Genomic DNA, 24,622 nt, shown 5'->3' with positions numbered 1-24,622 from the left:
CATCCTTCCCTCTGCAATCTATATCAACGCAACTTCATCAGTCCTAGGCATCTAATCAAGTTGCGATATTTTCTTATATATAGATTGACCTGATACCCAAAAATATATAGGTGTTAACTCTTGCTAAGTAAGGGAATCCTGAGATATGGATGAAAAAATTGAAGTAATGACGACGGACAATCGCCGATGTTACTACAAACAAGAGTATGAAGTTCAACTTCAACTCGATATTTTAAGGAGGTAATAACAAATGAATGAATTTGAAAAGGATGTTCAGTCTAAACGACATGACATTTTTGATGCTGGTTTTGGTTTTGTTTTCTCTTTTGTATTCTTTATGATTATTTTCTTTATTGGTGTTATTTTTGATGCAGTTAGTTCATAAAAACGCAACGAGGCTAACTTTTAGTCTCGTTTTTTTATATTCTACTGTATATTATGGTAAATAAGGAAAAACTGTTCCTCTTTCTTCCGAAAATTTATAAATAATCGCACCATATTGATCCGTTCTCATTACTTTTACATTGTATCTTTTCAAATTATCTAACACATCTTTATGTGGATGGCCATAATGATTATTTTCACCAACCGATATCAATGCTAAATCTGCTTCTACCGCCGCTAAAAAAGATGGAGAACTTGATGTATTACTGCCATGATGGGCAACTTTTAACACATCTGCTTTTAATGCTGGATATGCATGTACTATTTCTGTTTCTCCCGTTTCTCCTAAATCACCTGTGAATAACCATTTATCCTTACCAAATGTACTACTAATAACAAGTGAATTACCATTGTTATCAGTTTGATTCCGCTCCGGATAATGAACTTCAAATGTATGCTGTTTAAGATCGAATGTATCCCCTGCCTTTACAGTAAAAAATTGGGATTCAGTATCTGTGTTCTTATATTGTTCGATTATCTCAGCATCAAAATAAGGACTCGTAATCACATAATCGACAGAATATCCGGCTAAAATATATGGTACACTGCCTACATGGTCATGATCAGCATGTGACAATATGATAGCATCAATTTTATTAATACCCTTAGATTTCAAATATGGATCGATTACCTGATCAAAGGTTTCAGAAGAAGTCTCGGAAAAGTCTGCTGTCATTTTCCCACCTGCATCAAATATAAAAACTCCCTTTCTGTAAGGTAATTCGACTATAATAGCGTCCCCCTGACCGATATCCAACATCGTTATATATCCATGAGGATCTAGGTATGGTCTGATGCAAATAAATGTAAGTAGTAGTACGATTAATGAGCCAAATTGAAGGGCTTTTGACAATTGTTTCTTTTCAAAATAATAAAGAAATAACCATAATAAAATATAAAAAGGCAGAAAAAAATAAATCGGAAATTCACCGGTCAACCAAGGAGGTTGTATAAAGTGATCAATTGTAGTCAAAGCCGTGATTACCGCTGTATGAAGATCCACAAAAATCGAATCTAAGATAGCTAAAACTGGAGGCATTAAGGAAGCAAATAGTATCAAAATTAAATACGGCAACACGATAAATGTAAAATAAGGAATCACGATCACATTCAGAAATACAGATAATGGTTGGAATTGGAAAAAATGATAAAGCTGAATAGGCAATATAATGAGCATACTTATAAGTGAAATTCGAAGTACTAACCATATATAACCGACATCATCGTTCAATAATTTCCTCGATAATATAATTCCAAACGTAACAATAAAACTAAACTGAAAAGCAATCGAATAAATCACGAATTTATCCAATATCACCATGATGAGAAAAACGATACTTAACATATCTGTTGTAGCTAGACGAATAGGTAACTTGGAAAGTACAATGATAACGATCGCTAACAGACTAGCTCGCCAAACAGAAGGTGCTCCGCCTGCCATTGCAGGATAGAGAAACAATAAACAAGCTATTAAAACTTGTGCTTTTTCGATGGTAATACGACTTAAAAATAACATTAAAAAATAAACGATTGACAAAATAAGTCCTACATGCAAACCTGAGATAGCTAGTAAATGGGTAAGATTCCAATTCTGAAATAAGGTTGTAACATCATCTTCTAAATGCCCCCGATCTCCAAATAGCAAGGCAGCAAACCAGGCATATGTAAAAGCACTCACATTATGTTCGATATGATCTAATACATGTTGACGTACATCATATATCTTTTGCCAAGACGATTGCCCTTCACATTTGCTTTGCTCCATCGATTCGATCACTAATTGCTTCTCAATGCCTTGTGAAGCCAAGTAATCCTTATAATCAAATTGTCCAGGATTACGCGCAGCAGGAATACTTTGAAATGTTCCATACAACGTACAGGAAGCACCAGTGCGAAATGACATAAATTTGTTTCGGTATTCTTCAGGTTCGGTAAAATAGTACACTTGGATAAGCTGATGATCAGAAGATTGAAATGTAAAGCGAAAAAATTGACTGTTTTTTTCTACTGAGGATTGAATTTTTCCTTGAATACTGACACTGGAGGAGGTTTCTATTGTGTCATTAGGATGTAAGGATGGTATCTGATAAAATGAAAAAAGCCCAAAAACGATGAGAGAGGTAATAAGCAGTTTAGAAAATCGATGAAAGTATATCAGGTAAAAAGTAATAATTCCTAAAATTACTACAAACCATTTACCACTCACATCTTTCAGTACAAAACTGATAACATATAATAGAACAAACCAATGTAATCGCTGATACAAGCAATCATCACCTCCCTCCTTTAATTATACTGTTAAGGTTTCAATGTTATATAATGCTGCTCTAATTCCACTTTTTCAACATGGACACCCACTTCTTTAAACAATTCCACAGCATATGGATGATTTTTATAATCTTCTGCATAATAAACAGTTTTAATTCCACTTTGAATAATTGCTTTACAACAATTCAAACAAGGAAAATGTGTTACATAAATCTCTGCATTTTCTGTTGAAGCACCAAATTTAGCGCATTGTAAAAGAGCATTCATTTCTGCATGAATAGTACGTACACAATGACCTTCAATCACATAGCATCCTTCATCAATACAATGAACACTTCCAGAAACACTTCCATTATATCCGCCAGCGATAATACGCTTGTCCCTTACAATTGTCGCTCCTACCATTAATCTCTGACAAGTGCTGCGCAGAGCTAATAAATGACTTTGAGCCATAAAATATTGATGCCAGGAAATTCTTTCCATTATAAACACCCTTTCTTTTCACTCATATTAGAAGTGTACCGATCGAGTGGAAAAGCGTCAATAACAAACATTACGGAATTCGGACATACTCCTTCAGTTTTTCTACCGTTTTTTCACCAATACCTGATACTTTGGTTAAATCTTCTATTTTTTCAAATCGCCCATAGGTTTCTCTGTATTCCATAATCGCATTTGCCTTTACTTCGCCTATCCCTGGTATGGTTTGCATTTCCTCAATAGATGCTAAATTAACCTTTACCTTTTGATCGTCGCTTCCCATATCTTTCATTTGATGTGTCCCTTCTGCATTCTCACCTTTCGCTGGTACATGTATGACCATTTCATCATACACTCGTTCTGCGAGGTTAATCATTTGTTTATCTGCCTTGCTGTTAAAACCACCAGCTAATTGTATGGCATCTTCCACCCGGTCATTTTCGGTAACTTGATATACCCCTGGATTTTCTATTTCACCTTTAATATCGATCTTATATTCAGTTGGAACTGTTTTTTCCTCCTCTAGCAGTTCAGGATTATTTTCCATCATCTGATCGGCTGCATCGTTCTGTTCTTCGATTGATGGATCGATTAATAACCAAAGTAATATGGCAGCAATCACTAAAACTAAATACCAATTTTTTAGTATCCAAGACATGTTTATCATTCCTTTATCATAGAATAGTAAAGTTGTTCATAGGATAGTGTTAGAAACTATCCAGGAGGCGAGATGAAATGAAATGGGGTTTAATTGGAACCGGTAATATGGGAGCAGTTTTAGTAACTGCCTTTCTTGAATCGAACGTAATTGATCAGGAAAGTCTTTATATTTCTAATCGTACAGCAGAAAAAGCATATGCAATCCAACAAAAATATCCACAGATTCATGTAAAGGAAAATATATTTGAGTTAATTGAAAATGTTGATACGATTTTTTTATGCGTAAAACCAGGAGACATGATAAACGTATTAAGAGAAATTAGACCAATACTGGATGAAAAACAACTATTAGTATCGATAACAAGTGCAATGTCAGTGGAAGAAATTGAATCACTAGTTGATTGCCAGGTGGCACGAATGGTTCCCAGTATTACAAACCATGCTCTGGCAGGTGTAACACTATTAACGATCGGTAATAGAGTAGAATCATTCAGAAAAGAATTATTTATTAAAAAATGCCAACAATTTTCGGAACCAGTGGAAATTGAGGAAAACATTATGAGGATAGCTTCTGATATAGTGTCTTGCGGACCTGCCTTTTTTTCTTTTTTAGCGGAAAACTATATCCGTGATGCTGCCAATCAAACAGAAATTACAACAGAACAAGCAACATTGTTAATGGAAAAAATGTTTATTGGTTTTGGAAAGTTGTTATCAGAAAATCATTTTACCTTAACAGAATTAATAGAAAAAGTTTGTGTAAAAGGTGGAATAACTGGAGTCGGTATTGCTTCGCTTGAGGAAAATATAAATGGATTATTTGAAGAGTTAATTAACCAAACGCATCATAAATTTAAAGAAGATAAAGAAATGATCGCAAATAAATTAAATAACGGATGAAGTCCGGGCACCGAATACTATATTCGGTGCCTGTAAATATTACCCGGGAAAGCGCAAAATACGACTCTCCTATTACTTTTTGTGTCGCAAAAAGTAATTTTAAGTGACTATAAGATATGTTCAGCAATAATTTTGTCTAATTTTCGGATATCGACTTTTTTATTAAGGTTTAATTTGAAATGACCCGATCTGGTCCATAACTCAATCTCTGCATTCAAATCTAACTTGCCACCATTTTCTGTGGAATACATATCTATCGATTTATACGGAATCGTATATATTTCCACCTTTTTCCCCGTAATCCCTTGCCGATCCGAAATGATGAATCGCTTATTCGTTATCACTGCAATGTCACGAACGGTTTTATAAGCAGTGTATGCTCTTTCTCCATCAACAAGAAGTTCATGTATGTTATCAGGCACACTTACTTCATCATAAAATGTCCATTCCATAATTTGATTGATATCTGCCATCAATAAATCCTCCTTTAAGCATTAATCATTTCCACTCGATCCCTACCAGCTCTTTTTGCCTGGTATAATGCTTTATCTGCTTCCTTGTACATTTTTTCAAAACTAATTGGTTCGTAAGTAGTAGTCAATCCAATACTTACAGTAATTTTTTCTTGTTGCTCACCATTTACAAATATAGAATGTTCAGTTAGTTTTTGTTGAAAGAGGTTTGCTTGTTCACCTGCCTGTCCAGCGTCCTTACGTAATAAAACACCAAACTCTTCTCCTCCTATCCTTCCAACAATACTAAAATATTTCGCTGACATAAAAAATTCAGTTAGAGCAACAGCAAATTCCTTTAGCACCTGATCACCAACGATATGGCCGTACTGATCATTAAATTGCTTAAAATGATCAATATCCATTAACAAAAAGGAAACAGAAATTTCTTTATTCTCCATCATAGCATTATACTTTTCAATAAATGAATGTCGATTACATATATTTGTTAGGGAATCATAATGAGCTAATGTATATAAACGGTTTTCTATTAATTTTTTCTCTGTTATATCCGTTAATACAACAAGCATTATGTCACGTCCATAATATCCAATTGGAACAATGTTAACTTGAAGATAAACGTCTTCATCACCCAACTCTATCTTCCATTCAAAAGATGTCGATATATGTTGATATACCCCTTCCATAATCCTTCTATCAGTAAATAATTGATCCAATCTCTGTCCGATAATTATATTCTCTTGTAGGTGTGGCATCCATCTTTTCAACAGCTGATAACCTGCTTGATTAATTTCCAGAAGATTATACTTTGGACCAAACAGTAGAATCCCTTCGTCCAGGGATTCTAAAATTTTATTACGGGAAACAGGCCAAATCGAATTAAAATCATAGCGTTTGAAAATAAAAATCAGTAAAACACTCATCATTGAAAATGATAAAGCAATCTGACCCGGAATTTTCACAGACAAAGAAGATAAGAGACATAAAGATAATAATGGAAGTAGAATAGCAATCGAGGATAAAAGATGACTAGTTCTAAGGTGGGATGGCAAATCATGCATATTTCTTATAAAAGTAAAAACCGCTAACAGAGTTAAGAATAGCAAATAAGAAATAAATATAATCCCCAATGCTGTTGGCGTAATGCTGATTTCGGTTAATCCCCAAACGGTTTGTGTTGTCACACTGGATCTCATCCAATGATGAATAGGATTAGTAAATAATAAAATAACACCAATTACTGACGGAACACCTAAGTATGTCATATATTTAATACTCTTTTCAGCATTTGGTTCAGCTATTTCCCTAGCAAATCCAAAAAGAAAAACTGGACATAAAAATAATGCAATTTGCTGGATATTCCTTAACCATTGCATTCCATTAAAATCATCGATGTATAATTCTATGGCAGTAGAAATCATAAATAAACTTGAAAGGATTAAAATAACAGATAATAATATTCGTACAAAATTGTTGGGCTTTTTTAAAAGTACAATTGATAAAAACAAAATAAAAAAAGCCATTATTGAAATATAGAGTGGATAAGGTTCAAACCATTGCATTACGCATCCCCCGAGTAGAAAATAACCTTTTGAATTCAAACTAACTGGACAATATAAAGATAAGCGGGATAAACTTTCACTAGTAAAAAAATTTTGCTCATTATACTATTCGATATGAATCGGCTAATTCCTGCAAAATATTATAAAATATTGAAAATTTTATTTTTAAAAACACATAATGGAACTACACCCCATTAGATATACTCTTCTAACAGGGATGCAGATTTTTATTATAAGTAAACAGAGATGTTGCCCAATCTTTGAGCTCATGATACATCATGATTGGAGAACCTTCATCGAACTGCCCATGTTGTACAAAACTTTTCTTACAGCTCCTGTAATTGGTCCACTGTCACCATATATTTTTGTTCAGGACTTTCAATCGGGTGGACGGTACAATGACCTGTACCTTGATCGACATGCTCAATATATACGTTATTACCATTGTACGTAACGTTACGCATATCAGGTGAATCTAAAATATCTTGTGCGCGCTGTGCATCCATTTTTCTATCCTCCTTACCTATTTATTGAGAATAGTTTTCTATATCGGACTTTAAATTATGTACCGTTTTGCGTGGAATTATTTTCTTGATTATTTTTGTGCTTCTTAATAACTACACTCATAATCACGATCATTACTGCCCCTATAAAAAAGCCACTAAGCATCCCTAGCCAGAAATTTTTAAATACGATTCCGAAAACTATGCCTAAAATAACCGCGTAAACTATTTCCATTATAATCATCCGTTTCATAACAGGTTCCCCTTTTTAATTTAATAACTTATTCCATGATATCATGGAATCATACATGTCAACAGGATGAGTTGATCACTCACTACCCGTTATTCATTAAGAAATAGACGGAACCATACGATCTCATCCTGCGCTAGTTAATTGATAAAAATAAGCTATAAACTGGAAACCAATGAAAATTCCCTATATAGTGAGGCTTCCATCCATTCTTTTGTGAATGAGCGGTGTACCATTTTATCTTTGTTTAATTCTAAAAGAAACCCGGACTTCGGTAGTCCGGGTTTTAGTTTGCTTTTTGTGAAGCTGTTTTCTTGGTTGTTTTCTTCCGTTTTGTTGTTGTTTTCTTTTTCCCTTTTTGAGTTTTATTTAATGATTTTTCGAGAGCATCCATCAGGTCTGTAACATTGTCTTTTTTCGCAGGCTCTTTGGCTGTGGAGACCTCTTCTCCAGTCTTTTTCTGCTCAATAAGTTCCAATAATGCCGTTCGATACTCATCATGATACTTTTCAGGTTCAAATGCTGTCGACAATTGTTCAATTAATAATTTGGCCGTATCCAACTCTTTTTCAACCATATTAGATTCCTCTGGTACATTGGGTACTTCTTGAAAATCTCTGACTTCATCAGGATAATAAATAGTCTCCATCACTAACGTATTTTGGTAAATGCGGACAACTGCTAAATGTTCTTTTGAACGGATCGTAATTTTTGCCAATCCGATTTTTCCTGTTTCCTCCAGCGCCCTACGCAATAATCCATATGCTTTTGCCCCACCATCATTTGGTGACAAATAATAACTGCGATCAAAATAAATGGGATCAATTTCTTCTAATTTAACAAAATCAACAATATCGACCGCCTTATCCTCTTTTTCTTCTTTAATCGCGTCTAAGTCCTCGGCCTCGAGAATAACAAATTTATTTTTTGTGTATTCAAATCCTTTTACAATATCGTCCTGCCCCACTTCTTTTTCACAAACCGGGCAAACTTTTTCATACTTTACAGGGGATTGGCATTCTTTATGCAAATTTCTGAGCTTAATATCTTTGTTTTCGGTTGCTGAATGAAGTTTGACTGGAATGTTAACAAGACCAAAACTAATGCTCCCTTTCCACATCGTATGCATATTTATCACCTCTTTTATAGGTAGTTTTTCTTTTTATAACATAATCATGCAATAGTTTGTTAAAAATATTGCTGATAAATGATGGATAAAAGGAGTTTATACTATGTGGAAACCGATGCTACCTACACTTGTAAACGAAGCACCATCTGAGAATGAGTGGATATACCAAGTGAAATATGATGGATATCGTTGTGGTTTACATTGGACTGATCAAGAAGTCAAATTATGGAGTCGTAATGGCCATGATCTTAGCGCAACATTTCCTGAAATCATTTCATGGTGTAAGCAACACGCTTCCTCATTCCAAACTCATTTACCGCTACTGCTAGATGGTGAACTAGTAATTACGATCACAGATTATCGAACAGACTTTGAACAAATTCAAATGCGATCCAGATTAAAAACATATATAAACAAATACAGCCAAAAGCGTCCTGCTACTTTTGTTGCCTTTGATATATTACAATCAGCTGCTCAAAATATACGAAAGAAAAGCTTTTCTGAACGAGATCAGATGTTATCCTCTATTTTGGATGGCGTGATGGGAAGAATTCGAAAGGCACCTATTTTTGAAAAATGGCAATCCATTCGCGAAGTTGTCGATGTGCATCAGGCAGAAGGAGTGGTTGCCAAACAAAAAAACGCTGCTTATGCTGAAGGAAAACGCAGTAAAACATGGTTAAAAATCAAAAATTACCGGACCATTCCCGGTATCGTTACAAATTGGAATATGGAAAATGATTATTTAACATTACAATATTATCAGGATGATGCACTCCGTATACTTGGAAAATGTAAAAATGGCCTGGAACGACAAGAAAAAGAAACGTTGAATACTTTTTTTAAACGCTATGGTCAGAAGGTAAACGGGACAACCTGGAAAGTAGAACCTTCGATTTGCATGGATATAAATTGTCTGAATGCAAAAGATCAAGAAATTCGCGAACCAGTTTTTAACCAATTCCGATTTGATATCGAACCAACAGATTGCAATCAACATACGGTTGATCAGGGATTGGCACAATTTCCATCATCGGTTAGGTTGTCCAGATTAGAAAAAGAATTATTTCCTGCTGTAACAAAACTAGATTACTTGTGCTACCTAAGGTGGGTGGCGCCATTTATGCTACCCGGCCTGAAAGATCGCAGACTGACATTAATTCGCTATCCAGATGGCGTTCATGAGCATTCTTTTTATCAAAAACACCTGCCGGATTACGCACCTTCTTTCATTCGAGCGATTCCTGGTGACGATGGAGAAATGGACATACGCTGCCAAGACTTGCAAAGTTTAATCTGGTTTGGTAATCATGGTGGATTGGAGTTTCATGTTCCTTTTAACAAAATAAATAAAACGGATCCCGAAGAAATTGTCTTTGATCTTGACCCACCATCATTGGATCAATTTTCTATCGCTGTACATGCTGCTCGTTTGATCAAAGAAATGATGGAGCATCAAGGCTTTACACCTTTTGTCAAAACATCGGGAAGAACCGGTTTGCAAATTCATATACTGATTCATCATATGACCTACAATGAAACGAGAACATTGATGGAAGCGACTGCAAAAGTATTGGTAGAATCCGATCCTGATCATTTTACAATTGAACGCTTGAAGAAAAACCGGGGTAACAGACTATATATCGATTATGTCCAGCACGCCCCCGGAAAGACAATCATTGCCCCCTATTCCACAAGGGCAACGGAAGAAGCAACTGTCGCTACGCCATTATTTTGGAATGAGGTAAATGAAACATTAGATCCAAGAATGTTTACGATTCATACTGTACCAACCAGAATTAAAGAAAAAGGTTGCCCGTTTAACTTGGTGATTTGACTTTGATTCGTTCAATCTAGTCATTCTTAAATGATTCCAAATAACGTCATCCCGATCAGGTTGATAGAAAGGTTTGCGCTAATATGAACGAGCCATGACGGTAGTATACTATCAGCCTTTTCATCCAGTTTGTTAAATAAGCAACCTGCAACAAATAAACTAAGCAGAATAAGGAGAAATAAGTATATAGAAAACCAATCTGTCATCATGGCAATATGATAGAAAGCAAACACCCCTGCACTAAAAAAGTATGCTACTCGTTTGGTTGTCAATTTTAATAAAGCTAAAAACGCAAAACCACGGAAGAAAAATTCCTCTAACAAAGAATTAACGAGTGCAATATAGATCGCAACAAAAAGAAAATTACCTTTATCAACTGCCATGTTATCTTTCAACATAACGGTCACATTGGAAAAGTCAAAGAATCCTCCAATGATCCAATACGCCGATAAAATAATAATCACTACACCAGTTGCGAGAATAATCGGTAATTTCATGTATTTCATTTTAACGGAAAATAAATCTTTAAACGATAGATGGGCAACAAACCTAATATATATATAAGGAATCAGCAAGAAAAGAAACAACTTACATATTGATTTAACCAGATAATTGGGAGCAATATATAGTTCAATTGCTGCCATCGCAATACACGCAAGCACGACGAACAACATTAACCGCTTCATTTACCAACACCCTTTACTGTAATCAGTGTCATCTGACTTTGATTAAACATTCTCACATCAATTAAACTCGTGCCAAGACCACTATCGATGTATAATTGTTGACGTTCATTCAAGTCAAATATACCTTGATCATATTTCGGGAAAAATCCTTGATCAGGAGCGACAATAGCACCAATTAAAGGCAAGCGTATTTGTCCTCCATGAGTATGACCACTTAACACCAAATCAATCGGCTCTGGATAATCTGTACGAGAAAGATCAGGTGCGTGAGATAACAAAAATGTTACATCATCCACATTCAGCCCGTCCATAGCACCTTCTATATTGTCGTGCTTGGTTGAAGGATCTCCCACACCTGCCAATTGAAAAGTAATGTTTTCGATCTCAATGCTCAGGTTTTGGTTATCAATTAATTGAATCCCCTTATCAGCTAATCCCTGAAAAAATGATTCTCTTTTCGAATTTTCCCATTCATGGTTACCAGACACGAAATAGACACTGGAATTAATCGCTGTTAATTTTTCCGCAAAGTCAAAAACAAATTGTAAACTATCTGTTCTTCGGTCAATTAAATCCCCTGTAATAACGATAACATCAGCATCTAATTCTTCAATTTTATGTAGCAGTTTCTCATTATGATCGCCAAACTGTTTATTATGCAAATCGGTTAACTGCAACACTGTAAATGATTGATCCATTTCCAACTTTGAAGTAGTTATCTCCAGCCCCTCAACCTTAAAAACATTCGTATCATAATATGTTTTCACAATTAGCCCTAAAACAAACAAACTCAAAAATATCACTAAATACATACGAACACGCCTCATCTTACAACCTCTTTTATATTTATAATGTACGATCATTTTAACATAACTGGATAGAAATGTAATTGTGATGTAAGTTTAACTTTTCCAAAATAAAAAGCCATCAGCACGATGGCTAATGGCTTTTCATCTTATTCTCCCCGATTCATTTTTGAATCTAATTTTGCTAATTGATTTTTTGCAAAATCACGTCCACCGATACCAAATGAAATCGCAAATGCAACCATTAAACCGCCTAATATTAAGACAAATGCTAAATTAACGATTGATGTTGCGAACTGCAATTGATCTAATGTCATAAATACGGCGAACACGATCACAATATATTTTACGATAGTAGCTGATAATCCATTATTGGTATATTTCTTGATCACGTTCGCTAGGAAGTGACCTAATAATAATCCACCACCTAGTATGAGTAAACCACTTACCAAGAATGGTATATAAGTAATTACTGCTGAACCAATCGTGTTAAGTACATCTAATTGTAAGAGATTTAACGCTTCAACAGTAAAGAATAATAAGACTAGCACTTTAACAACTGTACCTAACACTTTTGCTAAGTCAAAAGGGATGTCTTTATCTTCTGATGTCAGGTTCAGCATGGAATAGATATTATTTATACCAGTTCCTTTTAACAGACTGGTTAGTAAGTTACCTAGTAAATTAGCAAGATAGTAACCTGCTATTACTAAAATAATTGCTACAAATAGGTTCGGAATAATCGCCAATACTTGGTTTAACACGGATGTAATTGGATTCGCAATAGCTTGCATTTCCAATGTATCTAATGCAATCGTGACAATTGGTATTAAAATAAGTACAAACACAATATTAGCTAAAACGGAAGAGATCGTAATTGAATCAGATCCAGCTTGATTGCCTTCCGGTTTTACTTTCTGGAACCATCTGTCTACATTTAAACTAACTAGGAATTTCTCTAATAAATCTTTTACTAATTTAGCGATAACGTAACCAATAATAAGAATAACGGCCGCTGCAATTATATTCGGAATAAATCCTAATAATTTATTCATCATATTGGATATCGGTTCAGAAACTGAATTCATTTCCAAAGCATCTAAAATAGCAGGTAAGAATAGAATAAATACTAATAAATAGATGACTTTCCCAGCTGCTTTAAGTATACTTTTTCCATGTTCTTCATCATTTGCGATTTTTGTTTTTATCAGCCCTTTGTGCAGCCCTAATTTAACAAAAACTTTTTCTACAATTCCTTTTGCGATTGTTGCTACAATCCATGCTAAAACAAGTAATAAGAGTGCGGCAATAACATTGGGGATCGCATTAATCAACTCGTTTAACATGTTGTTAAATGGATTCATAAATTCTGACATTTGTGCAACTTCCTTTCTATCTATATTTTAGTTACATATTCCTTATAACCTACTTTGAAAAACAATAAACTACTAATTTCAACATTTTTCTATTTTTTCTGAAAAATCCGAGTACATCAGCAAAATCATTTGCCGATGTACTCGACACAAAAGAAAAGAACCTTCCATTGCGAAGAAGGTTCTTTCTCTCGGGTTATCAAGTTTTGTTAGAATAAGCACATTACCCAAAGATAAGCTTTGATTCCATTCTCTTTCACTTTTGATAAACCTTATCTAATAATTCAGGAATGAGTTTCCGACATTATTTTTACAGAAATCAACTGAGAAATGAGGTGTTCTGAACCAGGTTAACTCCAGATTTCTCTCGTAATTTGAACAATGTGTTGGAGTTTATTCCATTGGTCTTGTTCGGTTAGTTTATTTCCATGGTGGGTAGATGCAAAGCCACATTGTGGACTTAGGCATAATTGCTCGAGTGGTACGTATTTTGATGCTTCTCCCACTCGTGCTTTAATTTGTTCTTTGTCTTCCAGTTCACCATTTTTTGATGTAATCAAGCCAAGAACAACACGTGCTCCGTCATTTGGGATATGTTCCAGCGGCTTGAATCCACCTGAACGTTCATCATCATATTCCAAGAAAAAGCCGTCCACTTTTTCCTTAGCGAAAAGGGTTGGTGCAATTAAATCATAGCTTCCTTCAAAGGCCCAATTCGAGCGATAGTTACCTCGACATAAATGAGTAGTGACAACAAGATCGCTTGGTTTATCTTCTAACACGCCATTGACTACTCTTAATGCTAGGTCAATTAAAAACTCCCGTGAAAATTCACCATCATTAAATGGAATATCAGGTGAAGACAACCCTGCTATATAGACGTCATCAAACTGTAAATAACGCACACCAGCCTCATAAAATGCTTTAATTGCATCACGATATGCTTGAATTACATCAACAGCAAAGTCCTCAATGTCCGGGTAAATGCTAACATCACGAATTCCTTCATTAAAAAGCTGATTAGGACTTGGAATCGTTTGTTTTGCTACGGCTCGATCACCTACTAATGAATTAAATTCTTTGAAGTCCTGGATAAACGGATGATTAGGATTAAATGAGATTTTACCAGTATTTCGAATGTTATATCGTTCTGTCTCTTCATCTCCACTAAAAATATATCCTACTTCTGGTACAAACCCTTCAATCCCATTTAAATGTTCTAAAAAGTCAGTGTGCCAGAAACGACGGCGAAATTCACCGTCTGAAACAAGCTCTAATCCTACTTCAATCTGCTTATCAATGATCCGCTTAATTTCCTTGTTTTCTACATCACGTAATTGCTCTCTAGTAATATTATCTTCCTCGAAATCCTTTCTTGCCTTCAGTAAGTTCTCCGGGCGTAATAAGCTCCCTACATGATCTGCTCGAAATGGTGCTGTTCCTGTTTTTATTGTCATTCTACCTCTCCTTATAATGAAAATGAATTTGGTCAGCATATCTTACCCAGTAAAAAAAAGACCTTCTAAGAAGAAGGCCTTTACCATAAACTAAAGTCAATCTTCTTATCTATTGGAATTAGCACCACGTCAAAAATGACTGGTTGCTGAGACATCATAAGGCCAAATCCCTCCGTCTCTCTGGATAAGAAAGTATGCAATTTTTACCATGAATTAATCATACAATACCCCATCGAAAAATACAACCCTGTTTCTTGGAAATGTTTAGGCTGAATGTTAACAATAAGAAAAATCATTCCGACCAGACTTTCTCAATAAGAAAAGCGCAGAGCGCCCGTTTAGAAACGTAGCGACTGGAGCGAATCACCTGAGATAAAGGAATCACGGTGAGGTTGCGAGCCGATGATGACTTATCGTAGGGCGATTCGTGAAATCGCCTAGTTTCTGGGCGTTCGGAACTAGACACCCGCGCAAACTTTATACTTTCTTTCCTTAAAATGAAAAGAGATGCAATCAATGATCGCATCTCCTCTTATTATTTAATTTTTTGTCTTCTTGTTCTAACGTATAAGATGGTACCAGATAGAAGTAGAACCAAACTTAGGGCTAGATACTGATACATGTTCGTGGCTGTATCAGGCAGATTGATTTTATTGTTATTGGATGCGTTAATTTGATCAGCATCACTCTCATCTTGTTGATTATTGTTTTGTTCTGCTTCCTCGGTTGTTTGATCATTCTTGTTTTCAGACCCCTGACCATCTTCGGATTCATCATTTCCTTCTCCCTGATCTGGTCTTGGATCTGGGTCTGGATTTGGATTAGGCTGTGGATCTGGATCTGGGCTTGGACTTGGATCTGGCCTTGGATCCGGATCATTTCCAGGCTGCTCCTCCTCTTGATTGCCATCCCCATTTCCTATCTCTTCATCAGGAGTATCATCCTCACCTTTTACAAAAGACCAGATTGGTGATCGGCTTTCCCCTGTATAATCATCAGACACCGTTGCATACCATGAATATTGTTCTCCTTCCGTAAGGTCGGTCCATGTTGCTTCAGCAGTATCTCCGCTTGCTACATCCTCTACTGTTCCAATTTCATTGTTTGTATACACATTAACTGCAAAATTATCTGTTGCAACACGCTTTTCTTGGGCTGTTAAATCCAAATCAATCATAAATTCATCTTTATTTGGATATTCATCTGTATCATAATAATTATAATCGTCCATATATGGTGAATAAGTATTCACGAAAATCCGATTATTTTCCGTATCAAAATGTAACAGACGCATATATCCTTGTCCACCTTCTGGACCTGCCTGATAGTCTGATAACATTTGATAGACAGTCCGGTCAGGATTACCATCCCCATCATCATCAATTTCATCAACTAATGTTTGTGCTTCATGATAATGACCAGATAAAACAGCTACAACATTTTCATTTGGAAGTACTACTTCCTGGTATAGCTTTTCACCAAGTGGATGGCGTGTTCCAGTCGCTTGTAGATACTCATGGAATGTTAAGATCGCTGTACGGTCCGGATGTTGACTTAATACTTCATTCATCCATGCAATACCTTCATCATCGATCCCCCATCCTAAATAAACCATAATATAGTCATTTCCATCAACAGAAATTAAATCATAGTGACCACGGTTATTAAGATATGAACCGCCATAATAAGGCTAATCGGAAAAACGATCTTCACCGAAATATTTATAGTACTCACTATAGTCTCCGGTTTTTTGTAATACGTCATGGTTTCCAGCAAGAACACCATAAGGTACTTCTGCATCATCTAATGTTCTCATGTATTCAGCAGCGTGGTCCCATTGGTATTCCTGATCCGCTTCATCTACTAAATCTCCGCTGTGAATAACATACTCAATTTTCATTTCTTCTTGCTGCTCCGCAATCCATTCTGTTTGGCGCTCATAAATGTAAGGATAGCTCTCTGAATAATATTGTGTATCTGACATCCAGGCAAATGTATAATCATATTCATCTTGATTAACAGGTATTTCATCTTGAATCATAACCTGAACTTGATGGTCTTTACTGTACGAGGCAACTTCTACATTACCTTCCAGTGAAAAATCATCTTCTTCGGCAATTTGATAATCAATGATATCCCACTTGGATTCCACTATATTCCAAGCATACATGGTTACTTTTCTGCCTTCTAGAGAATTACCATTCCACTTTAACTCAACGATATCATCTTCTTCGACTGTGTCATCTAGTGTCACATCAAAACGATGATATGGAAATTTCGTCGCATCATCCGTCACTAAGTACTCGCCATCTTGTTCAGACACTAGTGAAATGTCCTGATCCTCCAGAACTACTGAATCAGTCACTTCATTTGTATTTGGCGGCTCTACGGGTGAAGCACCTTGATAAGAGACTACAGAATCTGTATCAGAAGGTTTATACTGGAACCCTTGATAGAATCCAACATCTACCTTATCTCCCATTGGATCATCCACGCGAACTTTCAATGTCGGATCACCGTCTTTTACATTTGTTTGGCTTTCAGGTACTGCCGGATTTTCTTCAACAGTATAAAAAGTAATTTCTTCTCTTCCCTGGTTTCCAACTTGATCTGTAGCCGTAATAATTAACGTATGCTCACCACTAGCAAGTGCACCTGACGATGTTTCGTAAGGTAATTCTATCTCTTCCCCATCCAATTCAGCAAGGTAAGTGTCCATCCCTGCAACCTCGTCATTTATCACTGCATCAATCGTAAAGATACCTTTGTATGTTTGTCCATTTTCAACTGTTGCTTCCATACTTGGAGCAGTATTATCAACAAGCACCTCTTCTTGGATTGTCTGCTCTGAATCAGTTATTTTTACCATGTGCTCACCATCTGCTGTTTCAGTAGTATTCCAAGCATAAGCAACTGATTGTGCATGGTCTTCTGAAATGGTGAAAGAAAAATGTTCCGCAATTCGTTCTGTGCCATTATCACCCATATCTAATACATTGTCAGGGTCTTGATGGTTGGGATCCGTTAAAATCGTACCATCAGCCAATACTAAACGTACATTGCGAAGATTATAATCATCACGGTTTTCACCAGGATCACCTTCCCATGGAGTTGCTTTATTACCTGCACGTATCGTAATCGTATTTTCCCCAATAGCTAAGTTATCAGGATCTACTGGTACTGTGATAGTCTCCCATTGAGCCATCCAGTCATCAAAAATATGAACAACATCGTCTCCAATAGTCACACCGTTTTGGAAATACGTATTAATACCACTTACTTCAAAAGCGAAATAGGCTTCATGTTCTAATGCTTGATAACTTGATGGTACCTTTTTTCCGTCAATACGCATTTCTGTATCAGCTGGTTGATCCATTTTGGACGTTCCTTTTAGCACAAAAGTTTCATTTAAAACCTGACCTTCATCAACATTTAAGCGTAACGGACTTTCATCTAAATTACTTTCTATATCTATCGTCTCAGTAGCTGTTTTAGTTGTGTTTACTCCATCTGAAGCTTCAAAATAATATTCAATTTCTGTATTGCCAATCATCTCAGGTGCATAGATACGGTTCGAAAATACTCCCTCTTCTTCTCCTTCTTCAATCAATGCTTTCTGATATTCTTGATTATCATTTGTACGATAATATATCGCAACTGTTTTTAATTCTTCCTGATCAGACGCTTCAGCAGTGACATCTAAGTCATCTGTCTGATTAATGACATCAATACCCGTTACATCTTCAATAACTGGTGAAGTCTCATCTGCTTCTACCTGAACAGATTCTGCTGGCACCTGAAATTCTTCCACTACACCAGGTGTAGCATCAAGTGTACCGGCACTTATCTTTTCCATTACATTCGAATCATTTGATGGATATTTATATACAATCCCTTTATTCGGCATAGTATCATCTGTCGTATCCAAATCATTATAATAAGCAATCGAAGACTCATGACCAATATTGGAAGCAATAATCAGCCCACGCATACTACCGTTTGCCATACCTGCTGACTCAATTCTCACTATATTTTCATTTTCTATTAAATCAGATCCATAGTTAGTATTAAAATCTTCTACCGTCTTATCATTGTTTTGCCCATTTATAATCCAAAATACTAATGTTTCATTCGCAGGGATCACAACATCATCTGGAATAGAAGGCCAAATAACATCACTTGCCGGATCACTGCCATAACGATACTGCATTTTATAATGCTCAAAAGGTATGTCTTGATCTGTATTATTATAGATTTCGATAAATTCATAGCCATCTGCGGAGCCAACATTTGAAGAATCTGGGGTGATTTCCGTTACCAATAATGATGGTAATGCTTGTATATCCACATCATTTTGCGATACGGAAATGGTGAATTCCTCTGTTGTTTCTGTATTTACACCATCAGTTGCTTCTATATAATAGGTCAAGTCAGATTCCACATATATGCCTGGAATTTCCGCCGTATATTTTCCAGGATTATCTGAATGAGTGGTCATAGATAAACTACGATACTCTGAATCTTTATTTTTCACAAAAACCGTAACATCAGGAATCGCAAGGTCATCTGTTACTTCTGCTTCTATAGTAACTGGTGAAAAGGCATCTGCTGAAGATACTGATTCATGTGTTATTTCTGGAGCAGATGTATCTTCTTCTTGATCTTCTATTGTGACAACCTCGGCAGGAACCTGTTCGTCTAAAATTGTTCCAGGTGTAGGAGTTGCTAGAGTTGCTAACTTAGTCATTTTTGTTCCTTCATACGGGTATTTATATTGGATTACAGCACCCGTATTATCATTATCTACCCCTTCATAATCCGCATATATTACTTCTTCATTTGATGCATCTTTTAGGATTAACGCACGGTTTCCTCCATTTGCAAAACCAGGAAATGTTGTATCGGTTACTTCTACCACTTGTTCACTTGTTAGATTGGTAGAAAAATGAGCATTAAAATCCTCTAGTGTATTGTTTCCATTGTTATACCAGAAAACAAGAGTTTCCTGAGGCTCGATTTCTATTGCCGGAACCTGAAATTGTATCTCCCGTCCAGAATCGGTGTAATAATAAATATGAGCATATTGATTAAAGGATAAGGTCTGATTGGTGTTATTATAAAGTTCAAAATATTCGTAGTAGTCTGTTCCTCCACCTTCAGTATTCGGTGAAACTTCCGTGATAAGTAAATGAGGATAATGTTGAAACTCCTCTTCTGACTCATCAATTGCTGCTACGTCAATGGTAAATGTTTCGCTGTCATCTTCTGGATAACGCGTACGCTGTTGAGGATTTGTTGCTGTTATATAATATTCAAGCTCACCAGCAGTAACATAATCACTACTAATGGTTGCTTCATACATATTTTTCTCAACTAAAGTCATATTCACTTGTTCAAATGAGCCTTCTTCTGAAAGATAGTGTAAAGTTCCTCTTACTTTACCCTCTTCACTTGATAATTCTGCTTCAATTGTAATTGATTTACCTTCTTGTGCTTCCGTTACCGGTGCATGTCCGATAGCAGGCTTATCGATTTCTTCAGTCCTTACTTTTTCTTCTGGAATTTGATCTTCGTTCAACATTCCAGGAGTTGGTTCGGCCACCGTCTGATATGGTTCCATTTCAATAGAATCAGTAGAATATTGATATGAAATCACTTTTCCGGATGCAATATCTTCTTCAAGGTAACTATTGGTTACAATTTCCTTGTGATCATCTTTAATAACTACTCCACGATTTCCACTATTATAAAAACCAGTTCCCTGATAGGAAACAATTTGATCTTCCGTTAATTCAGTTGAGTAATGAGCATTAAAATCCTCTACACTGAGTTGCTCAGTATTACGCCAAAAAACAAGAGTTTCTCCAGCTGGAATCGCTACTTCAGGAAATTTGAAAGCTCTATCATTAGTGCTGTCATTTGTATAACGCAATGCAATGGTATAATAATCTAATAGAATGGCGTGATCACTGTTATTGTATATCTCAAAATATTCAAACTTATCTGTACCATCATTATTTGGCATAATTTCAGTTAGCAACAGCGCTGGAAGTGATTGAAAATCAATCGCGGATTGCGATTCCATTTCTTCGTCAGTAGATTTAGCGCTTTCAGCGTTCTCTTCGGTAATTGTTTCTTCCTGTGAAGATTCAGCATCCTTTTCGGTATTTGTCTGTTCTTCTTGAGAATTTTCTTGCTTCTGTTCTGTACTTACCTTTTCGTCGTTGGTCTTTTCTTTTTCTTCTACTTGCTCATTTTTCATTTCTGTTTCTTCATTATGTATCTGCTCTTCTTTTGTTGAGGTTGGATCTTCTTCAGATCTTTCTTCTGCTAAATTCGCGCTTTCTTCTGTTGTTGGTTCTTCTTCAGATGAAAGTTGATTCTGTTCTTCACTTGAATCAGCTTCTCCATTTTCTTCTGCTGTAACTTCTTCTTGTTCAACCTCTTTATCTGTATTGGCATATGCAATAGGAACATATGTAAATACATTAGTAAACATTAACAAGAAGATAACAAGAAGCGACAGCCTGCTTGTCCATTTTTCTCTCATATTTCGTCATTCCCTCCTTTTATTCGTACTCTTTTACTATACAAGCTAGTTGTTAACATGGAGTAAACTACTAGTAAAACTTTTGTTAAATAATTGTAATATTTTTAGATTGATTTTTTTCCACTTGAGTGGTTCGGTTAATTACTACGAAATTATTTACAATACATACAAAATTGATATATACTTTATATGAATAAAAAAATGAAATATTCATATATTCAAATAAGGTGGTGTTTTAATGGTAAAGGGATTTACAGAACATGAAAAAAACACAATTCGGCAACAATTAATCGATGTTGGCAAACAGCTATTTTCAGAATTTGGTGTCAAAAAAACAAGTATTACACAATTGACTTCCACGGTTGGCATTGCACAAGGTTCTTTTTATCAGTTTTTTGACTCGAAGGAAGTACTTTTCTTCGATATTCTTGAAATGGAAGAAGCTACTATCAAACAGAAAATCCTAAACAAGATCGATAATGATAAATTGACGCGCCAAGCTTTCAAAGAGATGCTGCTTTATGGTATGGAATTGATTGACCAAAATCCTTTCATTAAGCGAATCTTTCAAGGCGAAAGCATGGAACATCTCGTCAGAAAAATTCCTCCAGAAAGATTGCATCAACATGCAGAACAAGACGAGTGGGTACTATCTCCACTCATTCATAAATGGCAAGAAAACAATTGCATGGTCAACCACTCCACTTCAACGATTACAGCTGCACTGAGGGGATTTTATACTGTTCTGCTTCACAAGAAAGAAATTGGCGAAGAAATTTATCCAGACGCTGTAGATCTGCTTGCTGAATGTTTGGCTGCAGGTCTGATTCAGGAGGCAAGTAGTTATGATTGAGGTGAACGATTTAACTTATCGTTATCCCGGTGAATCAAAGAATACGATTCATAATATTTCATTTGAAGTGGCGAAAGGAGAAATTTTCGGCTTTTTAGGTCCATCTGGTGCAGGTAAAAGCACGACACAAAAAATCCTAATCGGTATTTTAAAAGGATACCAAGGAAATGTCCAAATCAATCAGCATGAACTTTATCAATTAAACGCCGAATATTATGAACAAATCGGGGTGGGTTTTGAGTTCCCCAATTTTTATCAAAAGTTTACCGGATTAGAAAATCTACATTTTTTCAGCAAATTATACAAAAGTGAGACACAAAATCCACAAGTTCTTTTAGAAAAGGTGGGATTAGCAGATGCTGCAAATGTAAGATTCAGTCACTATTCCAAAGGGATGAAAATGCGTTTGAATTTTTGCCGTGTATTGTTAAACAACCCTGATATTTTATTTTTAGATGAACCAACTTCAGGATTAGATCCAGCCAATGCCAAGAATCTGCGCGAACTTATTTTACTGGAAAAAGAGAAAGGAAAAACGGTGATCCTCACGACTCATAATATGGATACAGCTGATAAAATTTGTGATCGCGTAGCCTTTATGGTGGATGGTGAAATAGCATTGATTGATCAACCGAAACAATTAAAAATAGCCCATGGAGAAAAAGCATTGCAAGTTGAATATCGATGCCAATCAGATATCAAACAAGAGCTGTTTTCACTAAAAAAATTACATAATAATCAGCATTTTCAACATATCTTAGCTCATCTGGAGATCTTGACCATGCATACACAAGAAGCGACATTGGAAGATATATTTATGAAGGTGACAGGAAGGGCATTATTATGAAAAATCTTGATCTTTTTACATTTGATATTCGTTTTCAATTTCGTCATGGTTTTTATGCTGCCTACGCACTCGTAAGCATCCTTTATATCGGCTTGTTATTATTAATGCCCGCCTCCTATGTCGAAAAAACATCTATCTTTATCATTTTTACCGATCCATCTGTATTAGGTTTTTTCTTTGTTGGTGGATTAGTTTTACTCGAAAAGGATCAATCGATTTTTAATACATTATTTGTTAGTCCGATACGTATTCATGACTATTTAGTCAGTAAAGTTTTATCTTTAACGGTACTGGCAATGGTGTCAAGTTCGATCATCTTTGGTGTTGTTCATCAACATCATGTTGATTATCTACCATTTTTAATAGCGGTCACGTTGTGTTCGATATTCTTTACATTATTAGGAATTTTATTAGCAGCCCGCGTTGATACCGTTAATATGTTTTTATATACATCACCCTTATTTGTTATTGTTTTTTATTTACCTTTACTTAGCTTTTTTAACCTAGCGGATCCGGTATTATTATATTTGCTGCCAACTCAAGCTGTTCTCATTCTCTTAGAAGGAGCATTTGATAGTCTTACTGTCCAGGATTATATCTATGCGATCGCTGTCTTTATGGCATGGATCAGTTTCGCTTATATCTTAACCTATTATGCATTTCAACGATTTTTACGAACAAAATGCTTCTCTTGATATGGAGGTGGGGAATGTGATGAAGAAAATGTTGTTGTTATCAATAGGTGATATAAAAAATATTCAACGTGAACCATTATTAATATTCTCTTTATTTGGTATATTACTGTTAACCACCGTTATTCGTTTCGGTTTACCAGAATTGCATACTATTTTTCTATCCTATACTTCTTTTCCGTTACAGCCGCATTTTCGGATTATAGTCAGTTTGGCATTACTGATGGCTCCTCTTATGATTGGGATGCTTTATGGATTTATTATCTTAGATGAACGTGACGAAGGTGTTTTGCTTTTTTACGCGGTGACACCAATAACCAAGACAGGTTATCTTTTTGCCAGAATATTGGCCCCTATTATTGTTACTTTTATAATATCTTTTGCGGCTGTGCTAATACAGGGACTAATAGTGTGGGATGTCATCACTTTTCTCCCGGTAGCTATATTACTTGCATTACAATCTCCCGTCGTGACATTGTTATTGGCAAGTCTTGCTTCCAATAAAGTTGAGGGATTGGCACTTACTAAAGTGATTAACTTGATGCTTCTCGCACCGTTACTTGATTATGTAATCAGTCATCCTATTATAAAGATTACTGCGATTTTTCCGATCTACTGGCCAGTGAAAGTATTTTCAGAATCAGACAGTGGGAATTATTGGTGGAACCTTTTGACTGGTTTTGTGATTACACTTATTTGGCTTATTTTCCTTGAACGGATGTTTCGCAAGCGAATGGAATAGACGCTTCTAACGTAAAGCATTCTCTTAAGTTAAAATTTCTTCAATCTACTCCATTAGACTGGCGCAGTAGTATTTCCCTCGACCGTTCACTTACTACGAAAAAAACAAAA

General features: G+C 35.7%; 20 protein-coding genes, 1 pseudogene and 1 riboswitch. Of the genes and pseudogenes, 7 read left to right on the top strand and 14 right to left on the bottom strand.

Translation table 11 applies throughout. The features are described from left to right. Positions 1-250 precede the first annotated feature (250 nt). Positions 251-385 (top strand): YqzM family protein, encoded by a 135-nt coding sequence (locus tag BM121_RS08745; RefSeq protein WP_091483261.1) that lies wholly within the window; start codon positions 251-253, stop codon positions 383-385. A gap of 51 nt (positions 386-436) precedes the next feature. Here BM121_RS08745 and BM121_RS08740 read toward each other — a convergent pair whose 3' ends face one another. From BM121_RS08740 to BM121_RS08730, 3 genes and pseudogenes are all read right to left on the bottom strand, one after another. Continuing rightward, complete coding sequence (locus BM121_RS08740) at positions 437-2,710, bottom strand: DNA internalization-related competence protein ComEC/Rec2 (protein ID WP_091483260.1); 2,274 nt, start codon at positions 2,708-2,710, stop codon at positions 437-439. A 38-nt stretch (positions 2,711-2,748) separates the two neighbouring features. Beyond that, a pseudogene (locus tag BM121_RS08735) lies at positions 2,749-3,195 on the bottom strand (ComE operon protein 2); the annotation flags it as partial. A gap of 70 nt (positions 3,196-3,265) precedes the next feature. After that, the gene (locus BM121_RS08730) at positions 3,266-3,850 is read right to left on the bottom strand and encodes a helix-hairpin-helix domain-containing protein (RefSeq protein WP_175495373.1); all 585 of its coding nucleotides are present in this window, start codon (positions 3,848-3,850) and stop codon (positions 3,266-3,268) included. A gap of 77 nt (positions 3,851-3,927) precedes the next feature. Here BM121_RS08730 and comER point away from each other — a divergent pair, with 77 nt between their 5' ends. Further along, on the top strand, positions 3,928-4,752 hold the full coding sequence (gene comER / locus BM121_RS08725; RefSeq protein ID WP_091483257.1) for a late competence protein ComER: 825 nt from the start codon (positions 3,928-3,930) through the stop codon (positions 4,750-4,752). 107 nt (positions 4,753-4,859) lie between these two features. On the opposite strand, the gene BM121_RS08720 is transcribed toward comER, so the two are convergent. The 5 genes from BM121_RS08720 to ku all read right to left on the bottom strand — a co-directional run bounded on the left by BM121_RS08720 (position 4,860) and on the right by ku (position 8,669). After that, positions 4,860-5,225: a PH domain-containing protein gene (locus BM121_RS08720; protein WP_091483256.1), complete on the bottom strand. Its 366-nt coding sequence runs from the start codon at positions 5,223-5,225 to the stop codon at positions 4,860-4,862. 14 nt (positions 5,226-5,239) lie between these two features. After that, a complete protein-coding gene (locus BM121_RS08715) occupies positions 5,240-6,787 on the bottom strand; it encodes a sensor domain-containing diguanylate cyclase (RefSeq protein ID WP_091483255.1) in 1,548 nt (515 codons plus the stop codon). 326 nt (positions 6,788-7,113) lie between these two features. Further along, positions 7,114-7,293 carry an H-type small acid-soluble spore protein gene (locus BM121_RS08710; protein ID WP_091483254.1) on the bottom strand — a complete coding sequence of 60 codons (180 nt, stop codon included), beginning with the start codon at positions 7,291-7,293 and terminating at the stop codon, positions 7,114-7,116. Positions 7,294-7,348: 55 nt separating this feature from the next. Next, a complete protein-coding gene (locus tag BM121_RS08705; protein WP_091483253.1) occupies positions 7,349-7,543 on the bottom strand; it encodes a hypothetical protein in 195 nt (64 codons plus the stop codon). A gap of 283 nt (positions 7,544-7,826) precedes the next feature. Continuing rightward, complete coding sequence (gene ku, locus BM121_RS08700; RefSeq protein WP_091483252.1) at positions 7,827-8,669, bottom strand: non-homologous end joining protein Ku; 843 nt, start codon at positions 8,667-8,669, stop codon at positions 7,827-7,829. A gap of 103 nt (positions 8,670-8,772) precedes the next feature. Here ku and ligD point away from each other — a divergent pair, with 103 nt between their 5' ends. After that, the gene (gene ligD / locus BM121_RS08695; RefSeq protein WP_091483251.1) at positions 8,773-10,506 is read left to right on the top strand and encodes a DNA ligase D; all 1,734 of its coding nucleotides are present in this window, start codon (positions 8,773-8,775) and stop codon (positions 10,504-10,506) included. Positions 10,507-10,532: 26 nt separating this feature from the next. Here the strand turns inward: ligD and BM121_RS08690 are convergent, their stop codons facing one another. The 6 genes from BM121_RS08690 to BM121_RS08665 all read right to left on the bottom strand — a co-directional run bounded on the left by BM121_RS08690 (position 10,533) and on the right by BM121_RS08665 (position 21,378). After that, the gene (locus BM121_RS08690) at positions 10,533-11,192 is read right to left on the bottom strand and encodes a CPBP family intramembrane glutamic endopeptidase (RefSeq protein ID WP_091483250.1); all 660 of its coding nucleotides are present in this window, start codon (positions 11,190-11,192) and stop codon (positions 10,533-10,535) included. Further along, positions 11,189-12,019, bottom strand: a complete 831-nt coding sequence (locus BM121_RS08685; RefSeq protein WP_091483249.1) for a metallophosphoesterase — start codon at positions 12,017-12,019, stop codon at positions 11,189-11,191. The genes BM121_RS08690 and BM121_RS08685 overlap by 4 nt, the downstream gene beginning before the upstream one ends. Positions 12,020-12,147: 128 nt before the next feature. Further along, positions 12,148-13,374, bottom strand: coding sequence for a mechanosensitive ion channel (locus BM121_RS08680; RefSeq protein WP_091483248.1), 1,227 nt, complete (start codon positions 13,372-13,374; stop codon positions 12,148-12,150). A 347-nt stretch (positions 13,375-13,721) separates the two neighbouring features. Beyond that, positions 13,722-14,828, bottom strand: a complete 1,107-nt coding sequence (locus BM121_RS08675; protein ID WP_091483247.1) for a 5-methyltetrahydropteroyltriglutamate--homocysteine S-methyltransferase — start codon at positions 14,826-14,828, stop codon at positions 13,722-13,724. A 102-nt stretch (positions 14,829-14,930) separates the two neighbouring features. Beyond that, positions 14,931-15,019, bottom strand: a riboswitch (SAM riboswitch). A gap of 344 nt (positions 15,020-15,363) precedes the next feature. Then, positions 15,364-16,443, bottom strand: coding sequence for a metallophosphoesterase family protein (locus BM121_RS22030; protein ID WP_091483246.1), 1,080 nt, complete (start codon positions 16,441-16,443; stop codon positions 15,364-15,366). Between the two features lie 75 nt (positions 16,444-16,518). Next, positions 16,519-21,378: a lamin tail domain-containing metallophosphoesterase family protein gene (locus BM121_RS08665; RefSeq protein WP_091483245.1), complete on the bottom strand. Its 4,860-nt coding sequence runs from the start codon at positions 21,376-21,378 to the stop codon at positions 16,519-16,521. Between the two features lie 238 nt (positions 21,379-21,616). On the opposite strand from BM121_RS08665, the gene BM121_RS08660 reads away from it, so the two are divergent. The 4 genes from BM121_RS08660 to BM121_RS08645 are packed head-to-tail and all read left to right on the top strand — an operon-like array spanning position 21,617 to position 24,512. Beyond that, complete coding sequence (locus BM121_RS08660; RefSeq protein ID WP_091483244.1) at positions 21,617-22,231, top strand: TetR/AcrR family transcriptional regulator; 615 nt, start codon at positions 21,617-21,619, stop codon at positions 22,229-22,231. Continuing rightward, positions 22,224-23,078: an ABC transporter ATP-binding protein gene (locus BM121_RS08655; protein WP_091483243.1), complete on the top strand. Its 855-nt coding sequence runs from the start codon at positions 22,224-22,226 to the stop codon at positions 23,076-23,078. The genes BM121_RS08660 and BM121_RS08655 overlap by 8 nt, the downstream gene beginning before the upstream one ends. After that, on the top strand, positions 23,075-23,773 hold the full coding sequence (locus tag BM121_RS08650) for a fluoroquinolone export ABC transporter permease subunit (RefSeq protein WP_245780773.1): 699 nt from the start codon (positions 23,075-23,077) through the stop codon (positions 23,771-23,773). The genes BM121_RS08655 and BM121_RS08650 overlap by 4 nt, the downstream gene beginning before the upstream one ends. Before the next feature lie 19 nt (positions 23,774-23,792). Beyond that, entirely contained in the window at positions 23,793-24,512 is a 720-nt protein-coding gene (locus BM121_RS08645; protein WP_091483241.1) for an ABC transporter permease, read from the top strand. Positions 24,513-24,622: the final 110 nt, after the last annotated feature.

This window comes from Gracilibacillus orientalis (assembly GCF_900114645.1).
Taxonomy (GTDB): domain Bacteria; phylum Bacillota; class Bacilli; order Bacillales; family Amphibacillaceae; genus Gracilibacillus; species Gracilibacillus orientalis.
The sequence above is the reverse complement of the archived record's forward strand: the minus strand, read 5'-3'. Positions and strand labels throughout refer to the sequence as shown.